The sequence below is a fragment of the Streptomyces sp. NPDC041135 genome (assembly GCF_055592085.1).
In genome coordinates this window covers 1-22,267 of sequence record NZ_JBVIYZ010000011.1, presented here as the reverse complement: position 1 = coordinate 22,267, position 22,267 = coordinate 1, and the positions used below count along the sequence as shown (strand labels likewise).

The following is a 22,267-nucleotide window of genomic DNA, read 5'->3' as shown; positions in this document are numbered from 1 at the left end:
GGGCATGCGCTCAGCCGTGTTACCGCGGTGTATTGCCCAGCTGTTCTTTTTCGACCAGTGCGTAGGTCTGTGTCGCGATCTCCAGTTCCTCGTCCGTCGGCACCACCGCGACGGCCACCCGGGCGTGCCCGGGCGAGATCAGCCGCGGCCGGTCGCCGCGCACGGCGTTCAGCGCGCTGTCCACCGCCAGGCCCAGTTCCTCCAGACCCGCCACGGCAGCTTCCCGCACCGGGCTCGCGTTTTCACCGACTCCCGCTGTGAAGACGACCGCGTCGACCCGGCCGAGTACCGCGTAATAGGCGCCGATGTACTTCTTCAGCCGGTGAATGTAGATGTCGAAGGCGAGCTGCGCCTGTTCGTCACCCTCCTCGACGCGGCGGCGGATCTCGCGCATGTCGTTGTCACCGCACAGGCCGATCAGCCCGCTCCTCTTGTTGAGAAGAGTGTCGATCTCGTCGGCGGACATTCCGCCTACGCGCATCAAATGGAAGATGACGGCCGGGTCCAGGTCTCCCGAACGCGTCCCCATCACCAGCCCCTCCAGCGGCGTCAGCCCCATGGAGGTGTCCACGCACCTGCCGCCCCGCACGGCGCTGGCGGACGCGCCGTTGCCCAGGTGCAGCACGATGAGGTTGACGTCCTCGGGCCGCCTGCCCAGCAGTTCGGCGGTGGTCCGGGCCACATAGGCGTGCGAGGTGCCGTGGAAGCCGTAGCGGCGGATGCGGTGGCGGTCGGCGGTCTCGGTGTCGATCGCGTAGCGGGCGGCCGATTCCGGCATCGTGGTGTGGAAGGCGGTGTCGAAGACCGCGATCTGCGGCAGGTCGGGGCGCAGCTTGCGGGCCGTGCGGATGCCGGTGAGGTTGGCCGGGTTGTGCAGCGGGGCCACCGGGATGAGCCGCTCGATCTCGGCGAGCACGGTGTCGTCGATCACGGTCGGCGCGGTGAAGTACTTCCCGCCGTGCACCACCCGGTGCCCGACGGCGGCCAGTTCGGGGGAGTCCAGGCCGAGGCCGTCCCGGGCCAGCTCCTCGGCGACGGCCTTCAGCGCGGCGTCGTGGTCGGCGATCGGGCCGGTCCACTCGCGGGGCTCCGCCCCGGCGGGGCTGTGCGTGAGCCGGCCGGACTCCTCGCCGATGCGCTCCACCAGGCCCACCGCGAGCCGGCTGTGCTCCCGCATGTCCAGCAGCTGGTACTTCAGGGACGACGAGCCGGAGTTGAGGACGAGGACACGGGTGGGGCTCACTGCTCGGTCGCCTTCTCGCTGGGAAGCTGGTCGGAGGTCTGGGCCTGGATCGCCGTGATGGCGACGGTGTTCACGATGTCCTGCACGAGCGCGCCGCGGGAGAGGTCGTTCACCGGCTTGCGCAGGCCTTGCAGGACCGGGCCGACCGCGATCGCGCCGGCCGAGCGCTGCACGGCCTTGTAGGTGTTGTTGCCGGTGTTGAGGTCGGGGAAGATCAGCACGCTGGCCTGCCCGGCGACCTCGGAGCCCGGCAGCTTGGTCGCGGCGACCGTCGGCTCCACGGCCGCGTCGTACTGGATCGGGCCCTCGATCTTCAGGTCGGGCCGCCGGGCCCGGGCCAGTTCGGTCGCCCGGCGCACCTTGTCGACGTCGGCGCCCGAGCCGGAGGTGCCCGTGGAGTACGACAGCATCGCGATCCGCGGCTGCACCCCGAACTGCTGGGCGGTGGCGGCCGACTGGATGGCGATCTGCGCCAGCTGCTCGGCGTCCGGGTCCGGGTTGACCGCGCAGTCGCCGTAGACCAGCACCTTGTCCGCGAGGCACATGAAGAAGACCGAGGACACGATCGGCGCCCCGTCCGCCGCGCCGCCCTCGCCGGCCGCGGGCCGCTCGGTCTTGATGATCTCGAAGGCGGGCCGGATGGTGGCGGCCGTGGAGTGCACCGAGCCCGACACCATGCCGTCCGCCAGCCCCTCCTGGACCATCAGCGTGCCGAAGTAGTTGACGTCGGCGACCACGTCGTGGGCCAGCTCCACCGTGACCCCGCGGTGGGCGCGCAGCCGGGCGTACCGCTCGGCGAAATGATCGCGCAGCTCGGAGGTGGCCGGGTCGATCAGCTGGGTGTCGCCGAGGTCGATGCCGAGGTCCGCGGCCTTCTTGCGGATCTGCTCCACCGGTCCCAGCAGCGTCAGGTCGCACACGCCCCGGCGCAGCAGCACCTCGGCCGCGTGCAGGACGCGCTCCTCGGTGCCCTCCGGCAGCACCACGCGCCGCTTGTCGGAGCGGGCCTGCTCCAGCAGCTTGTGCTCGAACATCATCGGCGTGACCCGGTCGCTGCTGGGCGCGGAGACCCGCTTGGCCAGGTCGGCGGTGTCGACGTACCGCTCGAAGAGGCCGAGCGCGGTCTCGGCCTTGCGCGGGGTGGCCGCGTTCAGCTTGCCCTCCAGGGAGAACAGCTGCTCGGCGGTGGGGAAGCTGTTGCCGGCCACGGACAGCACCGGGGTGCCCGGGGCGAGGCGGGCGGCCAGGGTGAGGATCTCGTCGGTGGGCCGCTCGTCCAGGGTGAGCAGCACACCGGCGATCGGCGGGGTGCCGGCGCTGTGCGCGGCCAGCGAGCCGACGACGAGGTCGGCGCGGTCGCCGGGGGTCACGACCAGGCAGCCCGGGGTCAGGGCGGTGAGGAAGTTCGGCAGCATGGCACCGCCGAAGACGAAGCCGAGCGCGTCCCGGGCCAGCCCCGCGTCGTCACCCAGCAGCACGGTCGCGCCGAGGGCGTGGCCGATCTGCGACACCGTCGGCGCGGACAGCGCGGGTTCGTCCGGCACGACGTAGCAGGGGACCGGCAGCCGGGAGGCCAGCCGCCCGGCGATGTCCTCGCGGTCCTCGCGGGCCACCCGGTTGGTGACCATGGCGAGGACGTCGCAGCCCAGGCCGTCGTAGGCGCGGTAGGCGTTGCGGGTCTCGGCGAGCACCGACTCGGCGCTCTGCCCGCGGGCGCCGACGACCGGGACGACCGAGGCGCCGAACTCGTTCGCCAGCCGGGCGTTGAGGGACAGTTCGTCCGGCAGCTGGGTGGCGGCGAAGTCGGTGCCGAGGACCAGGACGACGTCGTAGTCCCGGGCCACCAGGTGGAAGCGGTCGACGAGGGCGGACACCAGCTCGTCGGTGCCCTGTTCGGCCTGGAGGGCGGACGCCTCGTGGTAGTCGAGGCCGTAGACGGTCGCCGGGTCCTGGGACAGCCGGTAGCGCGACCTCAGCAGCTCGAACAGCCGGTCGGGACCGTCGTGGACGAGGGGGCGGAAGACGCCGACCCGGTCGACCTGCCGGGTCAGCAGTTCCATGACCCCCAGCTCGACGACCTGACGGCCGTCGCCCCGGTCGATCCCGGTCACGTACACGCTGCGCGTCACGCGTGCTCTCCCTCTCCGCCTCATGCTCACAAAAATCGCCCACCGAGGTGAGCAGGACCCTCTTGACAATACCCCTGGCGCTAGATAAGGCGCCCGTCAAAACAGGCGGTCGATCGTGACCGCCGCCGGGACGTGAAACAATCGGACTGGCTCACCGGTACCCACAGCGAGCAGGAGACACAGCACGATGCGCATCGGAGTTCTCACCGCAGGCGGCGACTGCCCCGGCCTGAACGCCGTGATCCGGTCGGTCGTGCACCGCGCGGTCGCGCAGTACGGCGACGAGGTGATCGGCTTCGAGGACGGTTACCGCGGCCTGCTCGACGGCCACTACCGCGCCCTGGACCTCGACGCGGTCAGCGGCATCCTGGCCCGCGGCGGCACCATCCTCGGCTCCTCCCGGCTGGAGCGCGACCGGCTGCGCGAGGCCTGCGAGAGCGGACCGGAGATCATCCGCTCCTTCGGCATCGACGCGCTGATCCCGATCGGCGGCGAGGGCACCCTGACCGCCGCCCGCATGCTCTCCGACGCGGGCCTGCCGGTGGTGGGCGTGCCCAAGACCATCGACAACGACATCTCCTCCACGGACCGCACCTTCGGTTTCGACACCGCCGTCGGCGTCGCCACCGAGGCCATGGACCGGCTGAAGACCACCGCCGAGTCCCACCAGCGGGTCATGGTCGTGGAGGTCATGGGCCGGCACGCCGGCTGGATCGCGCTGGAGTCCGGCATGGCCGGCGGCGCCCACGGCATCTGCCTGCCCGAGCGCCCCTTCGACCCGGCCGACCTGGTCAAGATGGTCGAGGAGCGCTTCGCCCGCGGCAAGAAGTTCGCCGTCATCTGCGTCGCCGAGGGCGCCCACCCCGCCGAGGGCAGCATGGACTACGAGCGGGGCGCGATCGACCAGTTCGGCCACGAGCGCTTCCAGGGCATCGGCACCGCCCTCGCCTACGAGCTGGAGCGCCGCCTCGGCAAGGAGGCCAAGCCGGTCATCCTCGGTCACATCCAGCGCGGCGGCACCCCCACCGCCTACGACCGCATCCTCGCCACCCGGTTCGGCTGGCACGCGGTCGAGGCCGCGCACCAGGGCGAGTTCGGCCGGATGACCGCGCTGCGCGGCACCGACATCGTCATGGTGCCGCTGGCGGAAGCGGTGACCGAGCTGAAGACGGTGCCGAAGGACCGGATGGACGAGGCGGAGTCGGTCTTCTAGACGCCCGCCCGGGACGGGTGGTGTCAGCGGGCCGCCGCGGTCTCCGCCCGGTCCCAGAAGGTGTCCACGATCCGCCGCAGGAAGTCCCGGCCGTTGTCGCTGGAGTCCTCGGCGGCGCTGGTGCCGCCCCAGGTCAGCGACGCGACCATCTGCCCCTGGTACTCCTGGTGCAGCTCCTGGAGGACGGACTCCAGCACCTCCCGGCCCAGCGGGGCGAGCTTCGCGACCGGGCGGACGTACGCCTGCCAGCGGGTGGTCGCCGCGCTGCGCAGCAGCTCCGCGAGCCGTCCCTCGCGCCCGGTGACGGTGACGAGGTCGGGCAGCGAGAGGTTCAGGACCTGGGCCAGCGCGGCCGACTGGCGGTCGGTGCCGCGCCAGTCTCCGGTCTCCTCCATGCGCAGATACGCGCGCAGGTCGGCGCCGATGGCGCGGGCCACGTCCTCGGGAGCCAGCGCCCGGGCGATCCGGTGCTCGCGCAGGGTCCTGGGCCGGCCGATGAGTTCACCCGGCGCACACCACAGCACGCCCGCCAGCGCGGTGAGTTCGGGGTTGCCGGGCGCGGCCGTGCCGCGTTCCCAGGCGGTCACCAGATCCGGCGTGACGTACGGCAGCCCGTACGAGGACCGCATGCTGTGGGCGACGTGCTCGGGGCCCATGCCGAGGGCGGCGCGGAGCCTGCGGGCGGCGGGGGCGTTGAACGGGGGAGCCGGGTGGTCCGGCCGGTCTGGGAGTTGGCGCACCCAGCACAAGCTAGGGCGCTCACCGCCCGCTGACTACGGTCCGTTCGGACAGAGTCACATGTCGTAGGAACGTACGGGTCCGGCCGTTCGGTAGGTAACGGGCGGATCACCCGGGCCCGTCCGTCGCTTGACCATCCCGTTCAGCCCGTGACCGCCCCCGGTGTCCCGGGCGCCCCGCTCACCCAGCGGTAGACCAGCTCCGGGCGCCCCACCTGCCCGTACAGCGGCTTGCGCACCGCCCGGCCCGCCTCCACCAGGTGCTCCAGGTAGCGCCGGGCCGTGATGCGGGAGATGCCCACCACCTCGGCGACCCCGGCCGCGGTGACCCCGTCCGGCACCTCGCGCAGCGCCGACGTCACCCGCTCCAGCGTCGGCCCGCTCAGGCCCTTGGGCAGCGCGGCGGGCGCCGGCGCGCGCAGCACGGCCAGCGCCCGGTCCACGTCGTCCTGGCCCCCCGCCTCGCCCACCGCCGCGTGGAACTCGGCGTAGCGCACCAGCCGGTCCCGCAGCGTGGCGAAGGTGAACGGCTTCAGCACGTACTGCACCACCCCCAGCGACACCCCCTCGCGCACCACGGCCAGGTCCCGGGCCGACGTCACCGCGATGACGTCCGCCTGGTGCCCGGCCGCCCGCAGCGACCGGGCCAGCCGCAGACCGTGCACGTCCGGCAGGTGCAGGTCCAGCAGGATCAGGTCCACCGCCGTGCGCTCCAGCAGCCGGCGCGCCTGCGCACCCGTGTGCGCCGCGCCGACCGCGACGAACCCCGGCACCCGGCCGACGTACATCACGTGCGCGTCCGCCGCCACCGGGTCGTCCTCGACCACCAGGACACGGATGGGCTGCCCTCGGCTCACGCGTCACCTCCCGGGGTGCCGGACAGCGCGGACGGCGCCGCCGGGTCCAGGGGCAGCCGCGCCTCGAACTGCGCGCCGCCGCCGTCCGCGCGGGACACCGCCAGCGTGCCCGCGCGGCGGTGCACCGCCTGCCGGACCAGGGCCAGTCCCAGGCCCCGCCCGCCCGGTCCGGACGGCTTGGTGGAGAACCCCCGCTGGAACACCAGGTCGGCATGGGAGGAGTCGACACCCGGCCCGGTGTCCGCCACCCGCAGCACCAGTTCCCCGTCCTGCGCGTACGCCGTCACCGTCACCCGGGCCCGCGGGCTGCCCTGGGCCGCGTCCACCGCGTTGTCGATCAGGTTGCCGAGGACGGTGACCAGGTCCCGGGCCGGGAGGCCGGCGGGCAGGACACCGTCGTCGAGGCGGCTGTCGTCGGACAGCACCAGCTCCACGCCCCGCTCGTTCGCCTGGGCGGTCTTGCCCAGCAGCAGCGCGGCCAGCACCGGTTCGCTCACCGCCGCCACCACCCGGTCGGTGAGCGTCTGGGCCAGCTCCAGCTCCGCCGTCGCGAACCGTACCGCCTCCCCGGCCCGGCCCAGCTCGATCAGCGAGACGACGGTGTGCAGCCGGTTCGCCGCCTCGTGTGCCTGCGAGCGCAGCGCCTGGCTGAAACCGCGCTCCGAGTCCAGCTCACCCATCAGGGACTGGAGTTCGGTCACGTCGCGCAGGGTGACCACCGTGCCCCGGCGCTCGCCGCCGGACACCGGGGAGGTGTTCACCACCAGCACCCGGGAGGAGGTCAGGTGCACCTCGTCGACCCGTGGCCCCGAAGCCAGCAGCGCTCCCGTCAGCGGCGCGGGCAGCCCCAGTTCCGCCACCGGCGTCCCCACCACCTCCGCCTCCGGGCCGACCCCGAGCAGCTCCCGGCCCCCGTCGTTGATCAGCGCCACCCGGTGGCGGCCGTCCAGCATCAGCAGCCCTTCGCGCACCGCGTGCAGCGCGGCCTGGTGGTAGTCGTGCATGCGGCTCAGCTCGGCCGCGTTCATGCCGTGGGTGTGCCGGCGCAGCCGGGCGTTGACGACGTAGGTGCCGACCGCGCCCAGCAGCAGCGCGCCGGTGGCGACCGCCAGCAGCGCGGTGACCTGGTCCTGGACGCGGCGGCTGATCGCCTCGACCCGGATGCCGGCGCTCACCAGGCCGGTGACCCGGCCGCCGTCCCACACGGGCGTCACCGCACGGACCGACGGGCCGAGGGTGCCGCTGAAGGTCTCGGTGAAGGAGTGGCCGCGCTGGGCCTCGCCGATGTGGCCGAGGAAGGGGCGGCCGATCTCCTGCCGGTCGGGGTGGGTCCAGCGGATGCCCCGCGGGTCCATGATCGTCACGAAGTCGACGCCGGTGTCCCGCATCACCCGCAGCGCGTACGGCTGGAGGCGGCCGGCGGGGTCGTCGGTGCGGATCGCCGCGCGCACCGAGGGCGCGTCGGCGACCGAGCGGGCCACCGCCAGGGCCTGGCGGCGCGCCGCGTCCTCCGCCTGCCGCTCGTCACTGACGTAGGTGAACAGCGCGTACCCGGCCACCACCACCGCTATCAGCACGGCCTGCATCGCGAAGAGCTGGCCGGCCAGGCTGCGGGGCCGGGGGACGGAGGGCAGACGCATGCCAGCAGTGTGCCTCCCGGGCCGGGCGTGAACTAAATGAACGGAAGGGTGACCGCCCTCACAGGCCGGGAGATAGTCACGGCATTCCCCGCGACGCCCGGACGTGAGCCGCACGCCGGTGTTCGCCGACGACGACGTCAAGGAGGGCAGCCGTGGCCGCCAGCACCCCCGATACGGCACCTGCCGCACCCGCTGCGAAACGGGACCGCACCCACTATCTGTACCTCGCCGTCATCCTCGCGGTGGCGCTCGGTATCGCGGTGGGGCTGATCTGGCCCGACGCCGCGGTGGAGCTGAAGCCCCTCGGCACCGGATTCGTGAACCTGATCAAGATGATGATCTCGCCGATCATCTTCTGCACGATCGTGCTCGGCATCGGATCGGTCCGCAAGGCCGCCAAGGTCGGCGCCGTCGGCGGCATCGCGCTCGGCTACTTCCTGGTCATGTCACTGGTGGCGCTCGCCATCGGCCTGGTCGTCGGCAACGTCCTGCACCCGGGCTCCGGGCTGCACCTGACCGACGCGCTCAAGCAGACCGGACACGCCCAGGTCTCCGGCGACGCGCTGCCGCCCGTCGACTTCGTGCTGTCGGTCATCCCGACCACCTTCGTGTCCGCCTTCACCGAGGGACAGGTGCTGCAGACGCTGCTCATCGCGCTGCTCACCGGGTTCGCCCTCCAGGCCATGGGCCCGGCGGGGCAGCCGGTGCTGCGTGGCATCGACCACGTGCAGCGGCTGGTGTTCCGCATCCTCGCGATGGTGATGTGGGCCGCCCCGGTCGGGGCCTTCGGCGCCATCGCCGCGGTGGTCGGCTCCGCCGGGGTCGACGCCCTCAAGAGCCTCGCCGTGCTGATGTTCGGCTTCTACGTGACCTGCTTCCTGTTCGTGATCGTCGTGCTCGGCGCGCTCCTGCGGGTCGTCGCCGGGCTGAACATCCTGTCGCTGCTGCGGTACCTGGCGCGGGAGTTCCTGCTCATCCTGTCCACGTCCTCGTCCGAGTCGGCGCTGCCGCGGCTGATCGCGAAGATGGAGCACCTGGGCGTCTCCCGGCCGGTCGTCGGCATCACCGTGCCGACCGGGTACTCCTTCAACCTCGACGGCACGATGATCTACATGACCATGGCCTCGCTGTACATCGCCGACGCCCTGGGCACGCCGATGTCCGTCGGTGAGCAGATCCCGCTGCTGCTGTTCCTGCTGCTCGCGTCCAAGGGCGCGGCCGGGGTGAGCGGTGCGGGTCTCGCCACGCTCGCGGGCGGGCTTCAGTCGCACAAGCCGGCGCTGGTCGACGGGGTCGGGCTGATCGTCGGCATCGACCGGTTCATGAGCGAGGCGCGGGCCCTGACGAACTTCGCGGGCAACGCGGTCGCCACGGTGCTGATCGGTACCTGGACGAAGGAGATCGACGGGGAGCGGGTGCGGAGGGTGCTGGCGGGGGAGCTGCCGTTCGACGAGACGTCGCTGCTCGACGCGGAGGTGGCGGTGCCGGGGCCGCGTGGGGGTGGGGAGAAGGAGTTGGCCTCGGCGTAGGGGTGCGACGGGGGCGGGGCCGGGGGTGGGGGGTTCCGTTGTCCGCCGGGTGCGGGGCGGTGGGGGTTGGGCGCGCAGTTCCCCGCGCCCCTGACGGGCGGGCGGTGCCGCGGGTCTCGCCCCGGGGTCAGTGGGGGGTGGTCAGGCGGGTCACCAGGGTGGTGGCCTCGGGGGTGGGGACGCCTGCGGTGGCCAGGACGGTGACCGTGGCGGCGCGGCCCGCCTCCTGCGTGGACAGCAGGCCGTCGTTCACCGCCTCCATGACCGCGAACAGCGTCTGCTCGTGCACGTAGGCCAGGGCGGGAGCGGGCAGCGGGGAGGTGAAGGTGCCCTCGTCGAGGCCCCGCTGGAGCAGCCGTACCTTGTCGTCGCGCAAGGGGGCGAGCCGCTCGCGGATGCCCTGCACGGTGACCGTGCGCTGGGCGAGGGCGATCAGCAGCCGGTAGCGGTCGGCGATCTCCCACAGGGCGAGCACCGACCGGGCCACCGCCTCCGCCGGGTCCGCCACCGCCTCCCGGGCCCGCTCGTCGGCGTCCACCAGCGCCTCCACCGCGCCGTCGACCAGCGTGCTGATCAGCGCCTCCCGGCTCGGGAAGTGGCCGTACACGGTCCGCCGCACGACTCCCGCGGCGCGCGCGATCTGGTCCATCGAGGCGTCGGGGTCGCGCAGCAGTTCGGCGAGCGCGACGTCGAGGATGCGGCGCCGGTTGGCGTCGGCGCGGCTGGCGTTACCGGTGGTCATGGCGGCCATTCTGCCCCCTTCGCGAGTTGCACGGCGGTGTGCAAAGGCGTACATTGCACAGTGTTGTGCAATTGCACGTCAGTGTGCAAGCCACGTCGAGGAAGGCGACCCCTGCCATGCAACTCGTCCTGACCGAACCGGTGGAACGGTCGGCGGCCCCCTACCGGCGGCGCTGGTGGGCGCTGCTCGTGCTCTGCCTGAGCCTGCTGATCATCGTGATGGCGAACACCGCCCTCACGGTCGCGGCCCCCGACATGACCCGGGACCTCGGGCTGTCCGGCGCCGACCTCCAGTGGGTGATCGACGGCTACACCGTCCCCTACGCCGCGCTGATGCTGGTGCTCGGCGCGATCGGCGACAAGTACAGCCGGCGCGGCGCGCTGGTCCTCGGCCTCCTGGTCTTCGGCGCGGGGGCGGTCTCGGGGTACCTCGCCGACAGCTCGACGGCCGTCATCGCGGCCCGCGCCGTGATGGGCGTCGGCGCGGCGCTGATCATGCCCGCCACGCTGTCCCTGCTCGCCGCCACCTTCCCGCGGGGCGAGCGCGCCAAGGCCATCACCCTGTGGACCGCCACCGCCGGACTCGCCATCGCGGCCGGACCGGTCGTCGCGGGCGCGCTGCTGCGCCACCACGGCTGGTCCTCGACCTTCCTGATCAACGTCCCCGTCGCCGCCGTCGCGATCGTCGGCGCCCTGGTGCTCGTACCGCCGTCCAAGGCCGGCCACCACGACCGGATCGACTACGTCGGCGGGCTGCTGTCGGTGGTGTGGACCGGCTCCCTGATCTACATGATCATCGAGGGTCCGCACTTCGGCTGGGGCGTGCGGGCCGTCACCGCGGCCGTCGTCGCCGGCACCGGCCTGATCGCCTTCGTGCTGTGGGAGCTGCGCCACCCGCACCCGGTGCTGGACGTGCGGCGCTTCACCGACCGCCGGTTCGCGGGCTCCAACCTCGCCGTCGCCCTGTTCTTCCTGGCCGTCTTCGGCGCCTTCTACTACCTCACCCAGCACCTGCAGTTCGTCCTCGGCTACGACGCCCTCGGCACCGGGCTGCGCATGCTCCCGCTGGCCGGCGCGGTCTTCGCCGGGTCCGCCCTCACCGGCTGGCTCACCCCCCGCTTGGGCATGAAGTGGACGGTCACCGCGGGCATGGCCGGCGGCACGGCCGCCCTGGCGCTGCTGACCCGGGTGGACGCGGGTTCCTCCTACGGCGACTTCGTGGCCCCGCTCGTGCTGCTGGGCCTGGCCATCGGCCTCGCCCTCTCGCCCTGCACCGACGCGATCATGGGCGCGTTCCCGGAGTCGGAGCTGGGCGTCGGCGGCGCCGTCAACGACACCTCGCTGGAGCTGGGCGGCTCGCTCGGCATCGCGATCCTCGGCTCGCTGCTGTCGACGACGTACGCCGACCGCCTCACCGACGCCACCGCCGGCCGCGGCCTCCCGGCGAGCGCTCTGGCCACCGCCCGGGACTCGGTCGGCGGCGGGTACGCGGTCGCGCAGGGCATCGGGGAGAAGGCACAGCGGCTCGCCGCGCAGGCCGCGCAGGTCAGTGACCCCGAGCAGGCCGGCCGGCTGAAGCAGCAGGCCGCGGGCCTGGCCGGCGGGGCCCGGCAGCTGGCCGACGCGGTCGGCTCCTCCTTCGCCGACGCGGTCGCCCGCACCAGCCTGATCGGCGCGCTCGTCCTGGGCGCCGGGACCGTCCTGGTGGCCGTGCTGCTGCCGCGCCGGGAGGCGGCCGCCGCCGAGGAGGCGTCCGAGGAGCGGCGCGAGCCGGTGGGCAGCGACGCCCGCTGACCCCGGCGGGCCCGGTGGGCGCCCGCATCCACTAACGTGCCGTGCCGGAGTTCCGGGACGGCACGTTCCCGGACATCGGCGGGCATGGAGGCACGGGGGATGACGATCGACTGGGACCGGCGCACCTGTGCGCGCAAGGGTCATGTGACCTACGCACCCGACGATCCCCGACTGCGGACGCGGCTGCACGCCGTCACCGCGCTCGGGGACGTCTGGCGCTGCCTGCGCTGCGGCGACTTCGCGCTCGGCGAGCCGCACGGCTCGGGACCGTCCGCCGACGCGCCGCTGGTGCCGCGCGGGAAGGTGCTGCGGGACCTGTTCGTCCTGCGGTTCCTGGCGGTCGAGCGGGCCGTGCGCGGGGTGTTCATCGTGCTGGTCGCGGTGGCGGTGTGGAAGTTCAGCAACAGCCAGGACGCCGTGCGGCGGCTGTTCGACGAGAACCTGAACGTCTTCCGCCCGGTGTTCCGGCACTTCCACTACGACCTCGACCACTCCCCGGTCGTCGGCTCCATCCAGAAGGCCTTCGGCTACCGGCACCACACCCTCGTCCTCGTGGCGGCCCTGCTGCTGGCCTACGCGGCGGTCGAACTCGTCGAGGCCGTGGGCCTGTGGTACGCCAAACGCTGGGCGGAGTACCTGACGGTGGTGGCCACCGCCGCGTTCCTGCCGCTGGAGATCTACGAACTCACCGAGCACGTCAGCTGGCTGAAGATCGCCACCCTGGTCCTCAACATCCTCGCCGTCCTCTACATCGCGCTCGCCAAGCGCCTGTTCGGTCTGCGCGGCGGCCGCCGGGCCTTCGACGAGGAGCGCCACAGCGCGTCGCTGCTGGAGCTGGCGGAGTCGGCCGGCACCGCCGCCGACCCGCGGACGGTGTGACCGGGACCGGGAGGCTTGCCTTGACGCCGACGTCAACACCTACGGTCGGGGACATGCGAATCGGCGAGCTGGCCGCACGGGCCGGGACCACCACCCGCACCCTGCGCTACTACGAGGCACGCGGGCTGCTGCCCGCCCGGCGCGACGGCAAGGGCCACCGCACCTACGACGAGGGCGACCTGCGGCTGCTGGACCAGATCCGGACCCTCCAGGACTTCGGGTTCGGACTCGAGGAGACGCGGCCGTTCGTGGAGTGCCTGCGGGCCGGGCACCCCGAGGGCGACGCCTGCCCGGCGTCGCTCGCGGTCTACCGGCGCAAGCTGGGCGAACTGGACGCGCTCATCGGGCAGCTCCAAGGGGTGCGGGAGACGGTCGCCGGGCAGCTGGCGCGGGCCGAGCGGGCCCGGGACGAGCTGGCCGCCGAGGCGCTGGTTCCGGGGGGCCCGGAACCCGTGTGCGAGCTGGGAGAGCTGACGGGATGAGCGTGGTGAGCGGACTGACCGAGGTGACGGACACCGACTTCGAGACGGAGGTGCTCGGCTGCGGACTGCCGGTGCTGGTGCAGTTCACGGCCGACTGGTGCGGGCCGTGCCGGCAGCTGGCGCCGGTGCTGAAGGACATCGCCGCCGAGGAGGGCGACCGGCTGCGCGTCGTCCAGCTGGACGTGGACCGCAATCCGCGGACGACGATCCGTTACGGCGTGCTGTCCACGCCGACCCTGATGGTCTTCCGGGACGGCGAGCCGGTGCGGTCGATGGTGGGCGCGCGGGCCAAGCGGCGGCTGCTGGAGGAACTGACCGACGTGCTGTGATCCCGCCCCCCGCCGCCCGGACATGAAGAAATCCCCCGAGTAATTGCACTCAGGGGATTTCTCTGCGTATATTCAGTGGTTCGCGACTTTCGGAAAAGGGTCGCGTAAGAAGTTCAGTGGGCACAGTATATCCGGGCGGGAGCGGAATTGTCAAACACCGAATTTCCGGACGAGGAATTGCGGCGCGAGCAGGAATTCGTCGACGGACTGTACACGCGGGTGGACGCGCTGCGCGGCGACACCGAGACGGCCGTCGCGGACGCGCTCGCCCAGGGCGACAAGCCCATGCAGGCCCGGCTGGAGCGGGACATCCTGGTCGCCGAGCGGTCGGGGCTGCTCGCCGCCCTGGACGCGGTGGACGGTTCGCTCTGCTTCGGCCGCATCGACCTCACCTCCGGCGCCACCCACCACATCGGCCGGATCGGACTGCGCCGTGACGACGCCGAGCGCACCCCGCTGCTCGTCGACTGGCGGGCCGCCGTCGCCCGCCCGTTCTACCTGGCCACCGGGCACACCCCGATGGGCCTGCGGCGGCGCCGGCACATCGCCACCGCCGGCCGTACGGTGACGGCCCTGCACGACGAGATCCTGGACCTCGGCGACGCCACCCGCACCGGTCACGAGGATCCCAGCGGCGACGCCGTGCTGCTGGCCGCGCTGGACTCCGCGCGCACCGGCCGCATGAGCGACATCGTGCGGACCATCCAGGCCGACCAGGACCGCATCATCCGGGCCCCGCACCGGGGCGTGCTCGTGGTCGAGGGCGGCCCCGGCACCGGCAAGACCGCGGTCGCCCTGCACCGGGCCGCCTACCTGCTCTACGAGCACCGGGAACTGCTGGCACGGCGGGCCGTGCTCATCGTCGGCCCCAACCCCGCCTTCCTCGGCTACATCGGCGAGGTGCTGCCCTCCCTCGGCGAGACGGGCGTCCTGCTGGCGACGGTCGGCGAGCTGTTCCCCGGAGTGCGGGCCACGGCCACCGACACCCCGGCCGCCGCCGCGGTCAAGGGCCGCGCCGACATGGCCGACGTGCTCGCCGCCGTGGTCCGCGACCGGCAGGCACTGCCCGACCCGGTCATCACCGTCGAGCACGACCGCGAGGTCCTGATGCTCGACGACGGCCTGGTCCGCGTCGCCCGCGAGCGCACCCGGGCCGCCGGACTGCCGCACAACGCGGCCCGCGAGCACTTCGAGGGCCACATCCTCAACACGCTCACCGAGCTGTACGCCGAGCGCGTGGGCACCGACCCCTACGACGGCAGCAGCCTGCTGGACGCCGCGGACATCACCCAGATCCGCGACGAACTCGCCGAGAACCCGGGCGTCTGGGCGGCCGTCGACCGGCTGTGGCCCCGGCTGACCCCGCGGCGGCTGGTCGCCGACTTCCTCGCCGCCCCCGAGGGATACGTCGGCGAGGAGGACGCGGCCGCGATCCGCCGCCCGGTGACCCGGGCCTGGACCGTGGCGGACGTGCCGCTGCTGGACGAGGCGGCGGAACTCCTCGGCGAGGACGACCGGCTCGCCCGGGCCCGCGCGGACCGCGAGCGCGAGACCCAGGTGGCGTACGCGCAGGGCGTGCTGGACGTGTCGTACGCCTCGCGGACGTACGAGTTCGAGGACAAGGAGGAGGGCGACCCGGAGGGGTCGGAGGTGCTGTCCGCGCACGACATCATCGACGCCGAGCGGTTCGCCGAGCGGCAGGAGGAGGCGGATCACCGCAGCGCCGCCGAACGCGCCGCCGCCGACCGCACCTGGGCGTTCGGGCACATCATCGTCGACGAGGCGCAGGAGCTGTCGCCGATGGCCTGGCGGCTGCTGATGCGGCGCAGCCCCACCCGCTCGATGACGCTGGTGGGCGATCCCGCCCAGACGTCGGAGGCGGCCGGGGTCGGCTCCTGGCAGGACATCCTCGCCCCGTACGTCGAGGACCGCTGGGAGCACACCCGGCTCGGGGTCAACTACCGCACCCCGGCCGAGATCATGGACCTCGCCGCCGCCGTGGTCCGCGCCGGCCGGCCGGACTTCGAACCGCCCAGCTCGGTCCGCTCCACGGGAGTGAAGCCCTGGGTGCGGCAGGTGGCCCGGGACGGCCTGCCCGGCGCGGTGCGCGAGGCGGTCGCCGCACTCACCCCGGCCGAAGGCCGGCTGGCGGTCATCGCCCCGCGCGCACTGCACCGGGCGCTGGCCGCCCGGCTGGACGGGGTCACCGCCGGCGCCGAACCCGACCTGACGCGCACCGTGGTCCTGCTGGACCCGCGCCAGGCCAAGGGGCTGGAGTTCGACTCGGTCCTGGTGGTGGAACCGGGCGCCTACGGCACGAGCGACCTGTACGTCGCCCTCACCCGGGCCACCCAGCACCTCGCCGTCCTGCACACCGGCCCGCTCCCCGCGGGCCTGACCACCACCTGACCCTCTCCGGCCCGGGCCGCCTGAGCGGCCCGGGCCTGCGGGACGGGAGGACGGGGATCAGGCCGGCCGGAGCCAGACCGTCGAGAGGGGCGGCAGGGTCAGGCGGATGCTGGACGGCCGGCCGTGCCAGCCCTGTGGTTCGGGCTTGACCGGGTCGGGGTTGCCGACGTCGCTGCCGCCGTACCTGGCGAGGTCCGTGTTGAGGACCTCCTGCCAGGCGGAGACGTCGTCGGGGACCCCGAGGCGGTAGTCGTGGCGGACGACGGGGGAGAAGTGGGAGACGGCGAGCAGCGGCGTGCCCTCGGCGTCGTAGCGCAGGAAGGCGAAGACGTTGTCGTCGGCCGCGTCCGACACCACCCACTGGAAGCCCGCCGGGTCGGTGTCCTGCTGCCACAGCGCCGGCGTGTGCCGGTACACGGTGTTGAGGTCGCGGACCAGGTCGCGCACCCCCCGGTGGTCGGCCTCCGCCCCGTACGCCGGGTCGAGCAGCCACCAGTCCGGGCCGTGCGCCTCCGACCACTCCGCGCCCTGGGCGAACTCCTGCCCCATGAACAGCAGCTGCTTGCCGGGGTGGGCCCACATGAAGCCGAGGTAGGCGCGGTGGTCGGCGCGCTGCTGCCACCAGTCGCCGGGCATCTTGGAGACGAGTGAGCGCTTGCCGTGCACCACCTCGTCGTGGGAGATCGGCAGGACGTAGTTCTCGCTGTAGGCGTACACCATGGAGAAGGTCATCTCGTGGTGGTGGTACGCGCGGTGCACCGGCGCGTGGCCCACGTAGTCCAGCGAGTCGTGCATCCAGCCCATGTTCCACTTCAGCCCGAAGCCCAGCCCGCCGAAGCCGCCCGGCCCCACCTGGTGCGTGGGGCGCGTGACACCGTCCCAGGCCGTCGACTCCTCGGCGATGGTCACCACGCCGGGCACCCGCCGGTACACGGTCGCGTTCATCTCCTGGAGGAACGCCACCGCGTCGAGGTTCTCCCGCCCGCCGTGCTCGTTCGGCGTCCACTGGCCCGGCTCGCGCGAGTAGTCGAGGTAGAGCATGGAGGCGACGGCGTCCACCCGCAGGCCGTCGATGTGGAACTCCTCGCACCAGTACACGGCGTTGGCGACGAGGAAGTTGCGCACCTCGCGGCGGCCGAAGTCGAACTCCAGGGTGCCCCAGTCGGGATGGGCGGCCCGCAGCGGGTCGGAGTGCTCGTACAGCGGGCGCCCGTCGAACTCGGCCAGCGCCCACGCGTCGCGCGGGAAGTGCGCCGGGACCCAGTCCATCAGCACGCCGATGCCGGCCCGGTGCAGGGCGTCGACCAGGAACTTGAAGTCGTCCGGGGTGCCCAGGCGGGCCGTGGGGGCGTAGAAGCCGGTGACCTGGTAGCCCCAGGAGCCGCCGAAGGGGTGCTCGGCGACCGGCATCAGCTCGACATGGGTGAACCCCATCTCCCGCACGTACGCCGGCAGCTGCTCGGCAAGCTGACGGTACGTCAGACCGGGTCGCCAGGAGGCCAGGTGGACCTCGTAGACCGACATCGGCGCCCGGGTCGCCGGCACCTCGGCGCGCCGGGCCAGCCACTCGTCGTCCTCCCACTCGTGGTGCGAGGCGTACACGATCGAGGAGGTGGCGGGCGGCACCTCGGTACGGCGGGCCATCGGGTCGGCGCGCAGCGTGCGGGAGCCGTCCGGGCGGGTGATCTCGAACTTGTACAGCTCGCCCTCGCCGATCCCCGGCACGAACAGCTCCCACACCCCGGAGCCGCCGAGCGAGCGCATCGGATGCCCGGCGGCGTCCCAGAAGTTGAAGGTGCCCGCCACGCGCACGCCCCGTGCGTTCGGCGCCCACACCGAGAAGCTGGTGCCGGCCACGCCCTGGTGGGTCATCGGCCGCGCGCCCAGCGCCTGCCACAGCTGCTCGTGCCGGCCCTCGCCGACGAGGTGCAGGTCGAGGTCGCCGAGGGTGGGCAGGAAGCGGTAGGCGTCCTCGGTCTCGTGGACGCCGCTGTCGTAGCCGACCAGCAGCCGGTACCCGGGGACCTCGGACAGCGGCAGCAGGCCGGAGAAGAACCCGTCGCCGTCGTCGTGCAGCTCCGCCCGCGCCTCGCCGGACAGGACGGTCACGGACCGCGCGTAGGGCCGGAAGGCGCGGAAGGCGACCCCGCCGGGCACCGGGTGGGCGCCCAGGACGGAGTGCGGGGCGTGGTGGGTGCCGTGCAGCAGCCGCTCGCGGTCACCGGCGTCCAGGGCGGGCGAGACGGCGACCTCCAGGACCCGCGGGCCGGACTCGGGCACCGGCGCGGCCTGCGGCACCGGCTCCCGGGCGGGCGCCGGCACCCGCGGCGCCGCCGCCTGCGGCACAGCTTCGGAGGCAGGGGCAGGGGCGGGGGCGGGCTCCGGCGCGCGGGCGCCGGGGACCTCCGCGGGAGCGGCCGCCGCGGCCGTCCCGGTGGTGCCCCCGGCGGCGGCGCCCCGCTCTGCCGCTTCCTCGGCCACGGTGCCCTTCCCGGGCCTGTCCTGCTCGGCCGTGTCCCTGTCGGGCCTGTTCTTCTCGGGCTTGTTCTTCACGGACTTGTTCTTCTCGGACTTGTTCTTCGGGGTCGCTGACTTCTTGGACGTCACGGACGAGTCTCCCGGGCGAGGGTCGGGTCGGACGTGGCGAGGCGGCGGACCGCCGACATCGGCACGGGCAGCCAGTCGGGGCGGTGCCGGGCCTCGTAGACGACTTCGTAGACCGCCTTGTCGGTCTCGTAGGCCCGCAGCAGCACGGGGTCGGTGCGCGGGTCGCGGCCGGCCACCTCCGCGTACCCGGCACAGTAGGCGGCCCGGCAGGTGTCCGCCCAGCCCGGCACCGGCGGGTTCACCGAGTGGGCCGCGTAGTCGAAGGAGCGCAGCATCCCGGCGACGTCCCGCACCGCCGGCTGCGGCATGCGCCGTTCCGCCAGCGGCCGGGCCGGTTCGCCCTCGAAGTCGATCAGCGACCAGTCCCCGGACGCCGAGCGCAGGCACTGACCGAGGTGCAGGTCGCCGTGGACCCGCTGGGCGGTCCAGGTGCGGCCCTCCGAGGCCAGGTCGGCCAGCGCCGCGTAGGCGGAGCGCAGCCCCGGCTCGTACGGCCGCAGCGCGGGCACCGCCTGGACGGCGGCCTCCAGGCGCTCGATCATGCCGTCGACCAGCGACCGCAGCTGCTGGTGACCGAGCGTGACCGTGGGCAGGGCGCGGGCGAGGGCGGTGTGCACCTCGGCGGTGGCCCGGCCGATCGCCCGCGCCTCGGCGGCGAAGTCCTCGCCCTTGGCCAGCTCGCGCAGCGCCAGCTCCCAGCCGTCCGCCGCGCCCCGCACGAAGGGCTGGAGCACGCCCAGGACGTAGGAGTCCGCGTCCACCTCGGCGCGCAGCCAGCCGGTCGGCGCGGGCACCCGGGCGCAGCCCTCCCGGGCGAGGGCGAGCGGCAGCTCCAGGTCGGGATTGACACCGGGCACGACCCGGCGCAGCAGCTTGAGGATGAACGTATCTCCATAGACGACGGAGGAGTTGGACTGCTCCGCGGTCATCAGGCGGGCGACGAGCCCGTCCCGGATCTCCTGCGTCTCGTCCCGCTCGAAACGCAGCCCGCCGATCCGGGCCTGGGTGCGCAGGGCCTCCAGGAGCAGATCGGCGGGCCGGGCGTCGAAGAGGGCGTCGTAGACCGTGTGCCCGGCGAGCGGACCGTCCTCCACGTGTCCGATGAGCGCGGGCGCCAGCCGGGGCGGCAGCGCCTCGCGCACGCCTATCAGCAGCTGGTAGCAGTCGCCGGGCTGGGCCGGGGCGCCCAGGGCGGCCGGCTGGTGGGCGCGCACCAGCAGGTGGTACAGGCCGAGGCGGCCGATGGGAGCGCCGTTCTGCTCGAGCGTGGCCGCGGGCACCGGGGCCGGGAGCAGCTCGGTGACGGCCACCGCGGAGAAGCCGGTGACCGGGCGTCCCTTGCCCGCGAACCAGCGCTGCCTCGGCAGCCACTCGCGCAGCAGCGGATCGAGGGACGCGAGCAGGGAGGCATGCCTCGCGGAGCCTGAGGAGGCCCCGGAGGAGGGGGTGGTGCCTGCGGAGGCACCGGAGGGAGTGGTACCGGAAGTGGTGACCGTTTCCGCCATGGGGCGTCACGTCCTTTCCCCGGGTCGTCGGGGTGTTACTACTGCGTGCCCCGGGCGGGGCGGAGGAAACCGCCCCACCCGGTCACAGCACTACGCGGCGTCCCGGCGCAGCCGGAACCAGTAGAAGCCGTGCCCCGCCAGCGTGAGCAGGTAGGGCAGTTCACCGATCGCGGGGAAGCGCACCCCGCCGAACAGCTCGACCGGGTGCCGCCCGTTGAACGGACTGAGGTCGAGTTCGGTGGGCTGCGCGAACCGCGAGAAGTTGTGCACGCACAGCACCAGGTCGTCCTCGTACTCGCGCAGGAAGGCGAGGACGGCCGGGTTGGAGGACTGCAGTTCGGTGTAGGAGCCGAGTCCGAAGGCGTGGTTCTGCTTGCGGATCTCGATCATGCGGCGGGTCCAGTGCAGCAGGCTGGACGGCGAGGACATGGAGGCCTCGACGTTGGTGACCTGGTAGCCGTAGACCGGGTCCATGATCGTGGGCAGGAACAGCCGTCCGGGGTCGCAGGAGGAGAATCCGGCGTTGCGGTCGGGGGTCCACTGCATGGGGGTGCGCACCGCGTCGCGGTCGCCGAGCCAGATGTTGTCGCCCATGCCGATCTCGTCGCCGTAGTACAGGATCGGCGAACCCGGCAGCGACAGCAGCAGGGCCGTGAACAGCTCCATCTGGTTGCGGTCGTTGTCCAGCAGGGTGGCGAGCCGGCGCCGGATGCCGATGTTGGCGCGCATCCGCGGGTCTTTCGCGTACTCGGCCCACATGTAGTCGCGTTCCTCGTCGGTGACCATCTCCAGGGTCAGCTCGTCGTGGTTGCGCAGGAAGATGCCCCACTGGCAGCCCGAGGGGATGGCCGGGGTCTTGGCCAGGATCTCGGAGACGGGGTAGCGCGACTCGCGGCGCACGGCCATGAAGATGCGGGGCATGACGGGGAAGTGGAACGCCATGTGGCACTCGTCGCCGCCGCTGGGGTAGTCGCCGAAGTAGTCGACGACGTCCTCCGGCCACTGGTTGGCCTCCGCCAGCAGCACCTTGTCGGCGTACTGCTCGTCGATCTCCCTGCGTACCCGCCGCAGGAACGCGTGGGTGGCGGGGAGGTTCTCGCAGTTGGTGCCCTCCTCCTGGTAGAGGTACGGCACGGCGTCCAGCCGGAGCCCGTCGATGCCCAGGTCCAGCCAGAACTTCAGCGCGGAGATCATCTCCTCCTGCACGGCCGGGTTCTCGTAGTTGAGGTCCGGCTGGTGGGAGAAGAAGCGGTGCCAGAAGTACTGCTTGCGCACGGGGTCGTACGTCCAGTTGGATGCCTCCGTGTCGACGAAGATGACCCGCGCGTCCTGGTACTGCTTGTCGTCGTCGGCCCAGACGTAGTAGTCGCCGTAGGGGCCGTCGGGGTTGGTGCGCGACTCCTGGAACCACGGGTGCTGGTCGCTGGTGTGGTTCATGACGAAGTCGATGATCACGCGCATGCCGCGCTGGTGGGCGGCGTCGACGAACTCCACGAAGTCGGCGAGGTCACCGAACTCCGGGAGCACGGCCGTGTAGTCCGACACGTCGTACCCGCCGTCGCGCAGCGGCGACTTGAAGAACGGCGGCAGCCAGAGGCAGTCCACGCCGAGCCACTGGAGGTAGTCGAGTTTGGCGGTCAGGCCCTTGAGGTCGCCGACGCCGTCACCGTTGCTGTCCTGGAAGGAGCGGACCAGTACCTCGTAGAAGACGGCACGCTTGAACCACTCCGGGTCCCGGTCCTTGGCAGGAGTGTCCTCGAAGGTGTCCTGGACGGGCTCGTTGACGATCATGTGGTGGGTGACCCTCCGATCTGCGGGGAGGACGGTCGCAGAACCGTGAAGATGTGCGCGGGGCGCTGACCCGGTTCGAGTCGCACATAGTTGGTCCTGCCCCAGTGATAGGTCTCGCCGGTGAGTTCGTCACGCACCGGCACCGACTCGTGCCAATCCAGGCCGAGTTGCGGCATGTCCAACGAGACCGTGGCCTCCTGGGTGTGGTGCGGGTCGAGGTTGACGACGACCAGAACCGTGTTCGAACCGCTGCGCTTCGAGTAGGCGATCACCGCCTCCTGATCGGCGTGGTGGAAGTGCAGGTCGCGCAGTTGCTGGAGGGCGGGGTGGGCGCGGCGGACGGCGTTGAGGCGGGTGATGAGGGGGGCGATGGTGCGGCCCT

The 22,267-nt window shown here is 72.7% G+C and carries 17 protein-coding genes; 7 read left to right on the top strand and 10 right to left on the bottom strand.

What is annotated here, in order from left to right; translation table 11 throughout:
- Positions 1-19 precede the first annotated feature (19 nt).
- Positions 20-1,243 (bottom strand): acetate kinase, encoded by a 1,224-nt coding sequence (locus ACZ6CZ_RS24150; RefSeq protein ID WP_469024721.1) that lies wholly within the window; start codon positions 1,241-1,243, stop codon positions 20-22.
- The gene (pta, locus tag ACZ6CZ_RS24145; protein WP_469024718.1) at positions 1,240-3,372 is read right to left on the bottom strand and encodes a phosphate acetyltransferase; all 2,133 of its coding nucleotides are present in this window, start codon (positions 3,370-3,372) and stop codon (positions 1,240-1,242) included. The genes ACZ6CZ_RS24150 and pta overlap by 4 nt, the downstream gene beginning before the upstream one ends.
- 187 nt (positions 3,373-3,559) lie before the next feature.
- Between pta and ACZ6CZ_RS24140 the strand changes: the two genes are divergently transcribed.
- A complete protein-coding gene (locus ACZ6CZ_RS24140) occupies positions 3,560-4,585 on the top strand; it encodes an ATP-dependent 6-phosphofructokinase (RefSeq protein ID WP_469024716.1) in 1,026 nt (341 codons plus the stop codon).
- 23 nt (positions 4,586-4,608) lie between these two features.
- On the opposite strand, the gene ACZ6CZ_RS24135 is transcribed toward ACZ6CZ_RS24140, so the two are convergent.
- The 3 genes from ACZ6CZ_RS24135 to ACZ6CZ_RS24125 all read right to left on the bottom strand — a co-directional run bounded on the left by ACZ6CZ_RS24135 (position 4,609) and on the right by ACZ6CZ_RS24125 (position 7,819).
- A complete protein-coding gene (locus ACZ6CZ_RS24135) occupies positions 4,609-5,325 on the bottom strand; it encodes a helix-turn-helix domain-containing protein (RefSeq protein ID WP_469024714.1) in 717 nt (238 codons plus the stop codon).
- Between the two features lie 140 nt (positions 5,326-5,465).
- Positions 5,466-6,110, bottom strand: coding sequence for a response regulator (locus ACZ6CZ_RS24130; RefSeq protein ID WP_469025230.1), 645 nt, complete (start codon positions 6,108-6,110; stop codon positions 5,466-5,468).
- Between the two features lie 65 nt (positions 6,111-6,175).
- Positions 6,176-7,819, bottom strand: a complete 1,644-nt coding sequence (locus ACZ6CZ_RS24125) for an ATP-binding protein (RefSeq protein ID WP_469024711.1) — start codon at positions 7,817-7,819, stop codon at positions 6,176-6,178.
- Positions 7,820-7,971: 152 nt separating this feature from the next.
- Between ACZ6CZ_RS24125 and ACZ6CZ_RS24120 the strand changes: the two genes are divergently transcribed.
- A complete protein-coding gene (locus ACZ6CZ_RS24120; RefSeq protein WP_469024710.1) occupies positions 7,972-9,348 on the top strand; it encodes a cation:dicarboxylate symporter family transporter in 1,377 nt (458 codons plus the stop codon).
- Positions 9,349-9,475: 127 nt separating this feature from the next.
- On the opposite strand, the gene ACZ6CZ_RS24115 is transcribed toward ACZ6CZ_RS24120, so the two are convergent.
- Positions 9,476-10,099 (bottom strand): TetR/AcrR family transcriptional regulator, encoded by a 624-nt coding sequence (locus ACZ6CZ_RS24115; protein ID WP_469024708.1) that lies wholly within the window; start codon positions 10,097-10,099, stop codon positions 9,476-9,478.
- A gap of 107 nt (positions 10,100-10,206) precedes the next feature.
- Between ACZ6CZ_RS24115 and ACZ6CZ_RS24110 the strand changes: the two genes are divergently transcribed.
- The 5 genes from ACZ6CZ_RS24110 (at position 10,207) to ACZ6CZ_RS24090 (ending at position 15,982) form a co-directional block, all read left to right on the top strand.
- On the top strand, positions 10,207-11,883 hold the full coding sequence (locus ACZ6CZ_RS24110) for an MFS transporter (protein WP_469024706.1): 1,677 nt from the start codon (positions 10,207-10,209) through the stop codon (positions 11,881-11,883).
- A gap of 99 nt (positions 11,884-11,982) precedes the next feature.
- On the top strand, positions 11,983-12,762 hold the full coding sequence (locus ACZ6CZ_RS24105; RefSeq protein ID WP_469024704.1) for a DUF2127 domain-containing protein: 780 nt from the start codon (positions 11,983-11,985) through the stop codon (positions 12,760-12,762).
- A gap of 53 nt (positions 12,763-12,815) precedes the next feature.
- On the top strand, positions 12,816-13,244 hold the full coding sequence (locus tag ACZ6CZ_RS24100; protein WP_469024702.1) for a MerR family transcriptional regulator: 429 nt from the start codon (positions 12,816-12,818) through the stop codon (positions 13,242-13,244).
- Positions 13,241-13,573, top strand: a complete 333-nt coding sequence (locus ACZ6CZ_RS24095) for a thioredoxin family protein (protein ID WP_469024699.1) — start codon at positions 13,241-13,243, stop codon at positions 13,571-13,573. Before ACZ6CZ_RS24100 ends, ACZ6CZ_RS24095 begins: the two co-directional genes overlap by 4 nt.
- A 147-nt stretch (positions 13,574-13,720) precedes the next feature.
- Positions 13,721-15,982, top strand: a complete 2,262-nt coding sequence (locus ACZ6CZ_RS24090; protein WP_469024696.1) for a HelD family protein — start codon at positions 13,721-13,723, stop codon at positions 15,980-15,982.
- Positions 15,983-16,039: 57 nt separating this feature from the next.
- Here the strand turns inward: ACZ6CZ_RS24090 and glgB are convergent, their stop codons facing one another.
- The 4 genes from glgB to ACZ6CZ_RS24070 all read right to left on the bottom strand — a co-directional run.
- Positions 16,040-18,262 (bottom strand): 1,4-alpha-glucan branching enzyme, encoded by a 2,223-nt coding sequence (gene glgB, locus ACZ6CZ_RS24085; RefSeq protein WP_469025228.1) that lies wholly within the window; start codon positions 18,260-18,262, stop codon positions 16,040-16,042.
- Positions 18,263-18,585: 323 nt separating this feature from the next.
- A complete protein-coding gene (locus ACZ6CZ_RS24080; protein WP_469024694.1) occupies positions 18,586-20,094 on the bottom strand; it encodes a maltokinase N-terminal cap-like domain-containing protein in 1,509 nt (502 codons plus the stop codon).
- A gap of 90 nt (positions 20,095-20,184) precedes the next feature.
- On the bottom strand, positions 20,185-21,885 hold the full coding sequence (gene treS, locus ACZ6CZ_RS24075; protein ID WP_469024691.1) for a maltose alpha-D-glucosyltransferase: 1,701 nt from the start codon (positions 21,883-21,885) through the stop codon (positions 20,185-20,187).
- On the bottom strand, positions 21,882-22,267 hold a 386-nt coding region (locus ACZ6CZ_RS24070; protein ID WP_469024688.1), incomplete at its 5' end, for an alpha-glucosidase C-terminal domain-containing protein. The genes ACZ6CZ_RS24070 and treS, both read right to left, overlap by 4 nt.